Below are 13699 nucleotides of genomic sequence, written 5' to 3' on the forward strand. Positions count from 1 at the left end.
GTTTTTCATAGATATTCGCTATTTGTCAAATATTTTAATAAATTAGCAAGCTGAGGGAATATAAAAAACATAATTTCTAACAAATGTCACTTAACTTTAAAAAGTTTATCAAATACGTTGAGGATAGAAATCCAAACGAGCCAGAGTTTTTACAAGCTGTTGCAGAGGTCACTGAAGATTTAGTGCCATATATCAATGAACGACATCCAACATGGAGCGACTTAAAGATATTAGAACGTATCATTGAACCAGAACGTGTTATTTCTTTCAGAGTTAGTTGGTTAAATGATAAAAATGAAGTCCAGGTAAACCGTGGATATCGTGTGCAAATGAATAGTGCAATAGGACCATATAAAGGTGGTCTTCGTTTCTCTCCCACTGTGAATCTCAGTATCCTTAAATTTTTAGCTTTTGAGCAGGTATTCAAAAATAGTCTGACTGGAATACCTCTTGGAGGTGGAAAAGGCGGTTCGGACTTTGATCCAAAAGGCAAGTCTAATATGGAAATTATGCGATTTTGTCAGAGTTTTATGACAGAGCTTTATCGCCACATTGGAGCTGAAACAGACGTTCCGGCTGGAGATATAGGTGTAGGCGAACGTGAAATTGGTTATATGTTTGGCCAATATAAGCGCATCCAAAATAATTTCACCGGCGTGTTAACCGGAAAAGGACAGCATTGGGGGGGCTCTTATATCCGTCCGGAAGCAACGGGGTATGGTTTGCTTTATTTTGTCGAATGTATTTTTGAAAATATAGATGAAAAAATAGCAGGAAAAACTATTGCTATTTCAGGCGCGGGTAACGTGGCCTACTATGCCGCAGAAAAAGCAATACATTTAGGTGCAAAAGTAATTTCAATATCGAATAGTACAGGAACGTTGCATGATCCAGAGGGATTAACACTAGAAAAATTAACCTATGTTGCCACTTTAGGGCGCGAATTAGCAAAATATCCTCAAAAGTTTAAGGCAGCATCCTTCCATACGGATAAAAAACCTTGGCATCTTAAATGTGATATCGCTCTTCCCTGCGCTACGCAGAATGAGCTGGACGAAGAAGACGCTAAGTCGCTCGTTAAACACGGTTGTGTATGCGTTGCCGAGGGTGCTAACATGCCGTCTACAGCAGATGCAATTAAGGTATTTCATAAAGCAAAAATTCACTTTGCTCCTGGTAAAGCAGCTAATGCGGGTGGCGTAGCTGTTTCGGGTCTGGAGATGTCTCAGAATTCGATTGGCCAGCAGTGGACTACGGAGAAAGTAGATGCCCGATTAAAAGGGATTATGGGCAATATTCATAAAACTTGCCTTAAATATGGAAGAGAGGATGATGGATATATCAACTATTTAAAAGGTGCAAATATCGGTGGTTTTATTAAAGTAGCCGTAGCAATGAAAGCACAAGGGTTGGTTTAATCCACAATTTCACGTAAATTCGAAAGCTCCACAAGTGTATTGTGGAGCTTTATTTTTATCTAATTTTTAATATATGAGAATAATTGCAGAACTCCCCCATCCCGATTGCAAAATTTCTATCTTTTCAATGAATCAAAAGTATATAGTTAAGTTTGAACAGGGAGCGCTTGAACAATCTTACAAACTAGCTGAGACGGATGTAGTTGGGGGTGTGAATGGTGTGTTTGAACTTTTAGATGAGACATTTATAAACGGTATATTGAAGCAATTTAAGGAAATGCGGCGACTGTTTATCGAAGCCCATAAAAGATATGAATAGACTGTTCTTGTAGTATTTGTAAATCACTGATAATCATCAATCTATTTATTTGCTAAGATCTATACAGAATAAAATTTGGCATAAAATGTATGCTGCTATTTTTATCTAGCGTGATAGCATACATCTATTGTTTAGATTAATTTTATAAGACGCTTATTTACAGGTCTATATATTATAAGAAAAATATAATTTGGCGTATGCTTACCCTCTAAAACCAGACATCCAAACAAGATGTTCTTGTTTGGATGTTGGGTGCTATTTACGTCAATTCCTAATAAATGGATTAAGACTAAGACGCAAATGCTCGATCTCCTTTTTTGTATGGATAATTTCCATCATATTTACCAGGAATTTTAACGTAGCGTAGTGCCTTTGTCATTCCGACCTCTGATGTGAAGAATCCAGTCAATGTTAATTGTTTCAACATATGGAAGAAATGGTTTGGAAGCTGTTCAATTTCTTCAGGACCCTTTCCGGTTTTCTCTGCTTCTTCGGTCAACTCTCGTTGTTTCTGTCCTCTTTCTTTCTGAAATTCTTTCGCTTCTTTATCTAACATATTGACAAACTGTAACTGTTCATCTTTTGACAATTCCCGGAATTTTTTTCCAAATTCCGTATTTGCTTTCGCATCGACTTCATCTAACCCTTCTAAGAAAGCCTTTTGATCCTGCGGATCATAACAATCTCGGATCATCACAGGAATAAACTCACCCACGCCAGCTTCTTTTGCTCCCGGCGTAGACGTTCTAGGCAGAATTGCTTCTGCAAGATCCCCTAGAAAATTCATTTTATCTTTTTCAAACAATACGGCGACATCCTTAGAGGCCGATCTTGTACACCCTTCTAAGAATAAGTTAGCTCCGATAACAGAGCCTCCGATAAGCATGGCCACACGTTGAATTGCTTCTCTTCTATTCATTTTAATCTGCTTAAAATTAAATATTATAATTTATATCCCATCCCTGACGATATTCCCGTTTCACAAACTGATTTACCAGGTCAAAGTTAGTCACTTTCATTTGGTCCTTATCCCATAATAATTTAAGATTCCTTCCAGGAAATTTATTGTCTACCTTAAGATCCGCACCGCGAATCGCTAAGTTAGCCATAAGGATGGCTTCGGTAAGCGGACCTGAAATTTCAAACGGTGCACTGACTTCCATATTTCCATATCCAGCGATACAAGCTTCTACCCACTGTGCATAGTGACCACTTGCTTTACCCGGAACACGTGCGTATTTCTGTTCTACACTTTCTTTGCGGGTAGTAGGAAGCAATCGGGCATTATCACCATAAGTATCTGCCAACAGCTTTCCTTTTGTTCCAACAAATAAGATACCATTACCACCATCACCAAAAACTTCATTAGGTTCTAATTCATCTGGACGTGCAGGTTGTATCCCTCCATCCATCCAATGTAATGTAATTGGCCCACTGGTCTTCTCGGTTTTAGGGAAAGTCATGGTAACGTGACTTGACGGTGGACAGCTTTCCGGAAAATAGCCTCGTTTGAATTCATCCACATAGATTGTACCTACAGTAGCTTGCACATCCTTTATATATTGAAGACCTAAGGTACTAAAAGGTACTTCCAAAAGGTGGCATCCCATATCTCCTAACGCACCAGTTCCATAATCCCACCAACCTCGCCAGTTGAATGGTACCAATTTTTCAATATAGTCTTTATTCGGAGCCGTTCCCAGCCAAAGATCCCAATCCAACTCATTTGGTACAGGTGCTGTTTGCGTTGGCCACGGAATACCCGAAGGCCATACTGGTCTATCCGTCCAACAGTAAATGGTGTGTACATCGCCTATTAAACCAGCTTCGTACCATTCCCTAATCTCTCTGGGGCCATCGTTGGAAGCACCTTGGTTCCCCATTTGTGTTACGACTTTATATTTTTTTGCCGCTTCTGTTAATACACGCGCTTCCCAAACATCATGCGTTAGCGGTTTTTGCACATATACGTGCTTACCCAATTCCATGGCTGCTAAGGTTTGAATCGCATGACCATGATCAGGAGTAGAGATCGAAACAGCATCTATATGCTTATGTTCCTTGTCCAACATTTCCCGATAATCTTTATAGTATTTCGCTTTCGGAAAGTTTTTCACCGTTCCTGCAGCACGACGATCATCAACATCGCATAAGAATGCGATCTCTGCTTTCCCACTTTTGTGAAAAGACATAATATCTCCATGCCCCTTGCCTCCCACACCTATTCCAGCGATAGATAACCTGTCACTTGGTGCAATAAATCCATTTCCGCCAAGGACATGCCGCGGGACGATCATAAAACCTGCCGCCGCTAAAGCTGCGCTCTTTATAAAATTCCTTCTTGAACTATTTGTTTCTTTCATGATTTGATACTTTATCGTAGATAAGCTGATTTATAGATTTCCTTTCTTAAGCTCGCTCACTGCAAAATCGACCGCACGTGCCGTTAATGCCATATATGTTAATGACGGATTGACACAAGCTGCCGATGTCATGGCGGCACCGTCAGTCACGAATACATTTTTTGCATCCCAAACCTGATTATGCTTATTCAAAACTGAATTTTTTGGATCAGTTCCCATTCGAGCCGTACCCATTTCGTGAATTCCTTGGCCAAATCCATACGTATTATCGTAGGTATAAACGTTTTTTACGCCGATTTTCTCCAGCATCTCCTTCATTTCATTCATCATATCCGGACGCATTTTCCATTCGTTATCCTTAATTTCCATGTCCATCGCCAATACCGGTAAGCCCCACTTATCTTTTTTATCCTTATCGAGATATATCCTATTTTCATGGTAAGGCAATATTTCGCCAAATGCGCCAAAGCCAACACTCCAGTTACCCGGTTCCAACATCGCATCTTTCCAATCGCCACCGACACTCATTTCAGCAACTTCACCCTGCCATCTGCCACGGCTAGCAGCACCTTGGTAACCAAATCCACGAACGTAATCGCGCTTTTTATCATCGCTCGGTATATTTACAAAGCGAGGCACATATAAGCCCGTTGGCCGTCTTCCAAAAATATATTTATCCTCATAACCTTCTACTGTGCCACCGGCTCCACAACGGAAATGGTGATCCATAGCATTATGACCAAGCTCGCCAGAACTACTTCCTAAACCATCTTCCCAAACGTCGGTAGCCGAATTCATCAATACCCATGTCGAATTAAATGCCGAAGCACATACAAAGATAACTTTCGCATGAAATTCATATGTTTTGTTGGTTTCTGCATCAACAATTTCTACTCCTGTTGCCTTTTGAGTATCCTTATCATATAGAATACGTGTTACAATAGAGAATGGACGAAGGGTTAAGTTACCCGTTGCCATAGCCGGCGGTAATGTGGAAGATTGCGTACTGAAATAAGCTCCAAAGTTACATCCCAACCAACACTGATTTTGATATTGGCAATTAACACGACCGGTATGAGGTTTCGTTATATTAGCCGTACGTCCCATAATAAAATGGCGTTTACCACCATATTCCTTTTGTAAGCGAGCAGCCAGATTTTTCTCAACAACATTAAAATCCATGGGAGGCAGGAAATCACCATCTGGCAATACATCTAAACCATCGCGGTTACCGGAAATACCGGCCCATTTCTCCGCATAGCTGTACCATGGCGCGATATCAGCATACCGAATAGGCCAATCTGTACCATGCCCGTCTTTTACATTTGCCTCAAAATCTAGATCAGAAAAGCGATAGCTTTGACGTCCCCACATAAGAGAGCGTCCTCCTACGTGATAACCACGATACCAGTCAAACCGCTTAACTTCTGTATAAGGACTCTCTTTTTCATTTACCCAAAAGTCAAGATTTTTTTCATTCAATGGATAATCTCGTTTCAATACGGGATAATCTTCTTCCATTTGCTTGGTACGCCCTCCTCTATGTGGATATTCCCAAGTATTTTTATTCGCGTGATAGTCTTTTATATGCTCAACGTTTCTCCCACGCTCTAGCATAATGGTTTTCAGCCCTTTCTCCGTCAACTCCTTCGCTGCCCAACCACCGCTGATGCCTGATCCGATGACAATTGCATCGTATACATTATCTGCCATACTTTTCTATTTTTAGTTTTGTTGTTTATACTGTTTTACTCTCTATTTTCTCATTTTTAAATAAAATCATGAACAATATCATGACAACAAATGCAATACCCGCTGGCACAATCCATGTTTGTTGCCAAAACGCAGCTACATCTGTTTCTTTAATACTTTGATATTTGTCTCCAATAAAACCGGCAACCCAAAAACCTATTAGCTGTCCCACACCGTATGTCGCTAAAGTAATCAGTCCTTGAGCAGCACTTTTATATTTCACTCCCGCTTTGCTATCTGTATAAATCTGACCCGAAACAAAGAAGAAATCGTAACATATACCATGCAGCGCTATACCGATAATTAACATGAATGACAAATCCCCAGCATTTCCGTATGCAAACAAGAGATAACGTACCACCCATGCCAGCATGCCAATCAAAATGGTTTTTTTAAAACCGAACCGGACGAACAACACCGGAAGCAACAATAAGAATACTGCTTCTGAAACCTGTCCAATAGCCATTTTTCCCGTTGCATTTGATAAACCGATCTCAACTAAAAAAGGGTTGGCATTCGAATAATAAAAAGCTAAGGGTATACATATTAGGATAGATGAAATAAAGAAAATCAAAAAATTTCTGTCTTTTAATAGCTTTATGGCATCTAATCCAATGATAGAAGCAAATGATGGTTTTTCTGCAGAATCTACTTTTATCGGAGGTGTTTTAGGTAAAGTGAAGGAGAATAGTCCCAGTACCGCAGATGCAATACCAGCCATCAAAAAGGTGTTCCGTAAAGCGCCTTCTTGTGCACCCTCGGGTGAGTCCCATCGAAATAAGAAACTGATAGCCAAACCAGCTATAATCCATCCAATTGTACCCCATACACGAATGCTAGAAAATTGAGTTTCCGGATTTGTTAGCTGTCTAAAAGAAACCGAATTCACCAATGCCAATGTAGGCATATAAAGAATCATATACACCAAAACGTAAGGATAAAAAGTAGCTATATCGGTAGCCTTATACATCTGGAACATCAGAACTGCGCCAACTAAATGTAATATAGCGAGAATCCTCTCCGCATTAAAATACCGGTCTGCAATCATACCAATGATGAAAGGTGCAATAATAGCACCTAGCGATTGTGTCGAAAATACGTTAGAGATCTGAAACGGTTCAGCTTGTAAGTTTTGAATCAAGAAAGTTCCCAACGTTACGAACCACGCTCCCCAAATAAAGAATTCAAGGAACATCATAAATGATAGTTTAAATCTTATGGATGTTGACATCTGATAATAGGTTTATTTTGTATAAATATATTACTTCTCCTTTATATTATATAATATGCTTAAAAATTGTCGACTTCTCGATACGCGTTTACCAAGGCTTTTTCTCCTTCTACACCGGATTTCGACATCCCATGTTCCATTCCAACAATACCGGCATATCCCTTTTCTTTCAACCATTTGAATACATTTTTGTAATTGATCTCTCCCGTTGTAGGTTCTTTTCGTCCGGGGTTATCTCCTACTTGAATATAAGCAATTTCGCTCCAACAGAGGTTCATGAGGTTGATAAGATTGCCCTCATTTTTTTGTTGATGGTACGCATCGTATAAGATTTTACAAGACGGGCTTCCTACCGCTTTACAAATCTCATATGTTTGATCGGTATAACGAAGAAATAAATCCGGCGTATCGCTCAATGGCTCTAACACCATAGTAATACCGTGCGGTTCAAAGATTTCGGCACCACGTTTTAATCCCTCAATCACATTAGCCGTTTGCACACCTATAGGTAAATTACGCTGATAATTGCCGGGAACAACCGTTACCCATTTAGCGTTAACACGTTTTGCAACTTCCACCGATTCTCTACATCCTTTCAAGAAGATGTCGATATGTTCCTGTTTCCCTGCAGCCAATGTATTCGCAGCGTTTCCGCCTTTTGGTACAACAAATACGCCCATGCGCATCCCCAATTTTGCCAAGGTCTCTCCTATCTTGGTTTGTTCTTCTACCGGTCGGGTTGGTAAGCCATTGTCTTCGATACTGCGGAAACCCAATTCGTGCATGTATTTGATTTCATCCACAAAGTCTTTACCCGCTGTCGTCGAAAACATGCCCTGATGTGGAGCATAATCTAATTGGAAGGTCTCTCCCTCTTTATTTTGTGTTGTTGCTGCCATCGTTTCATTTCCTAAAAGCGTTGCACTTCCAATAAGTGCCGCTCCACTTTTTATAAAATCTCCTCGTTTCATTATATTAAATTTAATTGGTTAATTGTTTCTTTACGTATCGGCTAAAGCCTGCTGAAAAAGCTTCTTTAAACCGGCCGTTGTCCTTATAAATAATATAGATATCGATGTCCTCGAGGCTATTTGCTAAACTTATACCCGCCTCTGGCGTCATCGCCATAAAGACGTTGTCATAGCCATCAGCATCTATCGCAGTAGATGCCACAACCGTCACGCTCGCTACATTATTCTGTACCGGATATCCGTCACGCGGATTTATATGGTGATGAATACGACGTCCTTCAAAATCGAATGCCCGTCTATAATTCCCTGACGTAGTCACCGCCTTATCCGTCAGTTGTAATATAATATTTGAATACTTGGTGCCCTGTGGACTTTCGATGGCTATCTCAAAAGGAACGTGAACATCTTTATAACCTTTTACTTTTATTTCGCCACCTAATTCAACCAAATAACTTTCAATTCCTTTGCTATCCAGCAATCTAGAAATAACATCTACGGAATATCCTTGCGCTATGCCATTTAAATCTAGCTGCGTCCGTTTATCATTCTTAAATAGCGTATTTCCGTCTAAAATAAGCTTATCCATGCCTACGAATTGTAATATGCTATCAATCGTTTGTGGTTGCGGAAACGTGTTGGTACGATTCGGTCCAAACCCCCAAAGTTCTACAAGTGGCATTACCGTAATATCAAATAATCCATTAGATATTCGGTTTATATAAAATGAGCGTTTCACTACATTTGTCATATGCTCATCTAGCTCTAATTTCCTGTGTGCTTCATTAAAAGCCGTTATGAGCGATTGATCGTTATATAACGACATTGAGTTGTCAATAACGTTCAATATGCTATCGATCTCTATCTTAGAAACGAAGGAGTTTGGTGCATAGTATTGGATACTATAGGATGTGCCTTGAGCCTGTCCATCAATAGCGAATTTAGATTGTTGGGCATACACCGAAAAGCTCAGTGTTATTAAACACGGTATGAGTACACTTTTTAACACGTTCTAGATATAAAGACTGGTGTTTTTTCCCGGGATAGCGTAAGGATATTCACCACTTTCATTTGGAATAATTTTAGGCAATGCATTCCAAGCATATATATCTGGCGACAAATCAATTTCTGAGGTAATTGCTTCATCCCATTTGATTACTTTGCCTGTATAACACGCTATTCGGCCAATGATACCTGTAAGTGTACTATATGCTCCATGCTGTGTATCGTCGAAAGCATATTCGTTTTTAGCAATCGCCGCGAAAAGTTCTTTATGTTCCTGTTGATAAGCGTTTGGATTACCTTTGGGGTCGTGGCGATATAACTCATTACCGTTGACATCCCACAACACTGCTTGGTTACTCGCCGAAAGGTATGCGCGGCCCTTCGTTGCTTGAAACGCTTCATCCACTCTATTGGATACGCCCTCAAAATGCCTACATTGACTATACACGACAGAGCCGTCATCATATGTGAGCTCAATAGCGAAATTGTCATAGATTTCCCCGTAATCCTTGCCGGTACGATGGGCTCTACTGCCTGTACCTTCAATGGAAATAGGATACTTCCCTTTAACCCAATTGGCGATATCGATATTATGGACGTGCTGTTCGACAATATGATCGCCGCAAAGCCAATTGAAATAAAACCAATTCCGCATCTGGTATTCCATTTCGGTTTGGTTCGGTTTCCGCGGGCGGACCCATACTCCCCCGCTGTTCCAGTAAACCTGCCCTGAAACCACATTACCGATGGCACCATCCTGTATACGTTTGATGGCTTCTCGATAATTCGTTTGATAGCGTCGCTGTAATCCTACCACAACATTTAACTTTTTCTTTTTGGCTTCTTCCGCTGCAGCAAGTACCTTTCTTATACCGGGGATATCCACAGCAACAGGCTTTTCCATAAAAACATGTTTACCCGCCTTTACCGCTTCTTCAAAGTGTATAGGACGAAACCCAGGAGGTGTCGTTAGTAATACCACATCGGCATCTTTAATAGCTTCTTTATAAGCATCGAATCCAACATATTTACGACTGTCTGGCACATCAATTTTTTCACCAAACTTTTCTTTTAAGGTATTGTAGGTGGACGCCAGGTTGTCTTGGAAAGCATCCGCCATTGCCACCAGCTTAATGTTTTGCCCTGAAGCAAAAGCATCGAATGTAGCACCAGTACCACGTCCGCCACAACCGATTAACGCAATTTTGATAACGTCACTTCCTGCCGCGAATACACTAGATACCGGCGTAGACGATAATACAGCCGCGCCTGTTAGAGCTGACCCCGCTTTAATAAAATCTCTCCTTTTAAAATGTTGCATTAGTTTAGGTATTATAAAATCTATTCATTAAAAATCTTTGATAGGATCTTGATTGTAGTAAGCCATAATCTCTTCCTGCGTCGGTGCATTCACTGGTCGGACAAGACGTAACCCCACGAATGGGGCTTCTGGAAACCACCAATTAGATTTTGGTATTTGTGGATCTAGTTGTTTCCATATAGGATCAGAAGCCATACGAGCAGCGGATCGAAGCCCATCAGCCTGACTATCGAAAGCACCACCCCTTACACTATGGGGGTAAAGCGCGGTGGGGATAGCAACAGGGTTTTTAGCAGTTTTACCCTCAAACTGTTCATAATAGTTTGGGATATATTGATCAAACGTCCATTCAGCAACATTTCCGGCCATATCATATAAGCCCCAAGCATTTGGTTTTTTCTGTCCGACAGGAGCAGTTTTATCGTTGCTATTTGCTGCAAACCAAGCATACTCTTCTAGCAGTATAGCGTCATTCCCAAAAAAATATTCCGATGTCGACCCTGCTCGACACGCATACTCCCATTCAGCCTCTGTGGGTAAGCGGTAAAATACACCGGTCCGCGTATAAAGCCATTTGCAAAATTGAATAGCATTATAGTGCGTCATCGCCAGTGCTGGATGTCCTTCCTTCCCCATACCAAAGGTCATATCCAAATAAGGTTTTGTAGGACGTGTCACAGCATCTACTTCGGAGGCAACCATACCATTCGTTGCAATAGTTTGCTCTAAATCTTTATATACAAAAGGCTCATATAAATCCCAAGTCACCTCATAAGTACCCATCCAAAACGGATCAAGTTCCACTTGGTGAATCGGCTTTTCATCTTCTTTTTCAGATTTATCACTTCCCATGCTAAATCTTCCTCCGGGGATAGCCTCCATAGAAAACTCCAATTGGGTTCCCTCTATTTTCTGAATGTAACGCTCGTGCTTTTCCTGTGCTTTTAAAATGAGGTTAGCTGCTGCGAACGCGAAAACAAACACACTGATCTTTACAATTTGCATTGTCATTAATCTAGATTTTTTATAAATCGGAATTAAATATAGGAATAATATTGTAAAAAATACACTAAGTCCATTTTACAACAATCAAGTTACAAAAAAAAATTTTGTAATTTCAAGATTAATATGACTGAAATATCACTAATTCAAAGGTGAGAAACCTCTCCTGACGCCAAAAAAAATAATATCTTTGCCAACCGAAAATTATTGATTTTTTAAAAAAAACATTGAAAAAGGTACTTTTTACATTCTTATTATTAGTGACTTCTTTTTACCTTCGAGCACAATTGGATTCCAGTGCGTTAGCACAGAAAAATCCGTTGATTATCGAATTGGAAATGGAGAATGGCGGAATATTGGCAGCAAAGGATATACGGCGGACAACTTTTGAAAGTGCATATTATAACGGAATAAACTTGAAAATAGGTTGGAAAATACAAAAATCAAACGACCAGTACTTCACGTTATATAACAATCCCATTTATGGAATCGGTTTCTATAGTAGTACGTTCAACACCGACATTATCGGAAGTCCTTACGCCATTTATGGATTTGTGCAATCTCCTTTTGGGAACTTAACAAACAAACGTTGGGGTTTCGATTATCGTATAGGACTCGGTATTTCTGGAAATTTCACACCTTATGATCCGGAAAACAATCCGCTGAATGTTGTAATTGGTGCAAAGAATAACGTTTTTATCGATTTTGGTATACGGAGTCAATATAAAATTAATCCAAACTGGCGTATTGGACTGGGCTTGGCCTATCACCACTTTTCAAACGGTGCTCTCCGGCTGCCTAACAAAGGCGTCAATCTAGTGCCATTAACAGCATCCATTACATATCAACCGAATGGTCATTCTGTCCTTCCCGACAAGAGTAATATAGCGCCCTATAGTGATAAAATACTATATCATATTAACTACGGTGCGGGCTGGAAGCAACTAGATAAAGATAAAGATGAACGTTTTTTAAAGACTACGTTAAGCGCTTACGCCAGTAAGTTTGTATCACATAAATGGAGAATGGGCGGCGGTGTCGATTTATTCTACTCCTCCTCGGGAAATTACGATGAAATAGCAGGAGACAGCAGCGGTAAATTAAGCGCAAAGTTATCCGGTGGACCATCTTTTTATTTAGTACATGTATTGAATCGTAATCTAGTATTAAATGGAAACGTGGGCTACTATATCCATAAACAATACTTCAATGGAGAGATAAACCGAATCTTTTTAAGAGCAGGGGCACGGTATTATGTTTATAAAGACTTTAACGCTGGTATCTCTATCAAAGCCCATAAAGGAAAGGCAGATTTCATCGAATGGACGGTCGGCTATACGTTCAACAGGGATTAACTTCTTCCCCTTTTTTCTTGATAAAAAAGGAGATAAAAAATCAAGGCTGAGTATGTTTTCGCTATCTTACTTTGCCTATTCCTAAACAGAATGAAACTCACTTCGTTCAAACAACATTCTGTTTTATACGGAATAGTCTACATCAAGATTGCCGCGAAAAAACACAAGGCCGTTTTGGTTCGCATCGTCGCAATCAACTAATAATTGCGGAGATTTACGTACTGTACTATCCCTTCCTTAACATCTAAGGTCGCATCCGAATATTTGAAGTTTGTAGAAATTTCCCCTTGCACGGACCATTGTTTCAAATATTCGAAGCGACGAGGTTTTGGTTCTTTTTACGGGAAAAAGAAGATAAAAAAATTACATAACTAATTTCCCGATGCTTTTAGCCAGGTTTCTGTCTACCGTAATATAACCCGGATAGTAAATATTGCTATTCCCGATTTTAATAGACGGCTTTATTTTCAGAACCAGAAAACCTTCTCCCTTTCTGGTAAAAAGTTCATTTAATACATTCTCCACTCCTTTTTCTTTCGCGGTGCCGAAAATGTTAGCTTTAAAGGTTAGGGGTACGACGGTGCTCTCACCAGTTGCTAAATGAAGATTTTCGTTCACCGTGCCTTCAAAAAGTGGCTTTCCTTGAATTTCAATTAAGTACTTAAAGGAATTGATCTTTGTAGTTGTCGTCGTGGGGTTACTGACTTTCATATTTATCCTTGCTTCTAAAGGTAAATCCTGCCGTAACATCGCCATGGCTATTCCGGGAAGAGACCCTAAATTCACGCCATCTTTTCCGGTATAGCTATCCATGTCTCTACCTGCCAAACGGATATCTTGCATCGATTCCACGGTATAATTGAATTTGGCGAGTGCATCAATCTGGTTTTTATTAATAGCACAGCCGCTCAATAGTAATCCTATAAACATCATGCATAGGATGTTGATATCTCTTCTTTTCATAT

The 13699-nt window shown here is 40.0% G+C and carries 12 protein-coding genes; 3 read left to right on the forward strand and 9 right to left on the reverse strand.

The genetic code is table 11. The features are described 5' to 3' along the window. Positions 1–83: 83 nt before the first annotated feature. Entirely contained in the window at positions 84–1418 is a 1335-nt protein-coding gene (gene gdhA, locus C5749_RS03380; protein ID WP_105723016.1) for an NADP-specific glutamate dehydrogenase, read from the forward strand. Positions 1419–1491: 73 nt separating this feature from the next. Then, a complete protein-coding gene (locus C5749_RS03385) occupies positions 1492–1737 on the forward strand; it encodes a hypothetical protein (protein ID WP_105723018.1) in 246 nt (81 codons plus the stop codon). A 289-nt stretch (positions 1738–2026) separates the two neighbouring features. Here the strand turns inward: C5749_RS03385 and C5749_RS03390 are convergent, their stop codons facing one another. From C5749_RS03390 to C5749_RS03425, 8 genes are read right to left on the reverse strand one after another with little or no spacing between them, the layout of a single operon-like run. Beyond that, entirely contained in the window at positions 2027–2656 is a 630-nt protein-coding gene (locus tag C5749_RS03390; RefSeq protein WP_105723020.1) for a gluconate 2-dehydrogenase subunit 3 family protein, read from the reverse strand. Between the two features lie 16 nt (positions 2657–2672). Beyond that, the gene (locus C5749_RS03395) at positions 2673–4100 is read right to left on the reverse strand and encodes a Gfo/Idh/MocA family protein (protein WP_181151264.1); all 1428 of its coding nucleotides are present in this window, start codon (positions 4098–4100) and stop codon (positions 2673–2675) included. 30 nt (positions 4101–4130) lie between these two features. Next, complete coding sequence (locus C5749_RS03400) at positions 4131–5813, reverse strand: GMC oxidoreductase (RefSeq protein WP_105723024.1); 1683 nt, start codon at positions 5811–5813, stop codon at positions 4131–4133. Positions 5814–5838: 25 nt separating this feature from the next. Then, complete coding sequence (locus C5749_RS03405; RefSeq protein WP_105723027.1) at positions 5839–7083, reverse strand: MFS transporter; 1245 nt, start codon at positions 7081–7083, stop codon at positions 5839–5841. A gap of 59 nt (positions 7084–7142) precedes the next feature. After that, entirely contained in the window at positions 7143–8054 is a 912-nt protein-coding gene (locus C5749_RS03410) for a hydroxypyruvate isomerase family protein (RefSeq protein WP_105723029.1), read from the reverse strand. A 10-nt stretch (positions 8055–8064) separates the two neighbouring features. Continuing rightward, positions 8065–9060 carry an FAD:protein FMN transferase gene (locus C5749_RS03415; protein WP_105723031.1) on the reverse strand — a complete coding sequence of 332 codons (996 nt, stop codon included), beginning with the start codon at positions 9058–9060 and terminating at the stop codon, positions 8065–8067. Positions 9061–9063: 3 nt separating this feature from the next. Beyond that, the gene (locus tag C5749_RS03420; protein WP_105723033.1) at positions 9064–10377 is read right to left on the reverse strand and encodes a Gfo/Idh/MocA family oxidoreductase; all 1314 of its coding nucleotides are present in this window, start codon (positions 10375–10377) and stop codon (positions 9064–9066) included. A gap of 27 nt (positions 10378–10404) precedes the next feature. Then, complete coding sequence (locus C5749_RS03425; protein WP_245893602.1) at positions 10405–11388, reverse strand: formylglycine-generating enzyme family protein; 984 nt, start codon at positions 11386–11388, stop codon at positions 10405–10407. A gap of 218 nt (positions 11389–11606) precedes the next feature. Here C5749_RS03425 and C5749_RS03430 point away from each other — a divergent pair, with 218 nt between their 5' ends. Next, positions 11607–12734: an acyloxyacyl hydrolase gene (locus tag C5749_RS03430; protein WP_245893603.1), complete on the forward strand. Its 1128-nt coding sequence runs from the start codon at positions 11607–11609 to the stop codon at positions 12732–12734. A 363-nt stretch (positions 12735–13097) separates the two neighbouring features. Here C5749_RS03430 and C5749_RS03435 read toward each other — a convergent pair whose 3' ends face one another. Next, positions 13098–13697, reverse strand: coding sequence for a hypothetical protein (locus tag C5749_RS03435; protein ID WP_146113670.1), 600 nt, complete (start codon positions 13695–13697; stop codon positions 13098–13100). Positions 13698–13699: the final 2 nt, after the last annotated feature.

It is taken from the genome of Sphingobacterium gobiense (assembly GCF_002980575.1).
In the GTDB taxonomy this organism is placed as follows: Bacteria; Bacteroidota; Bacteroidia; order Sphingobacteriales; family Sphingobacteriaceae; genus Sphingobacterium; species Sphingobacterium gobiense.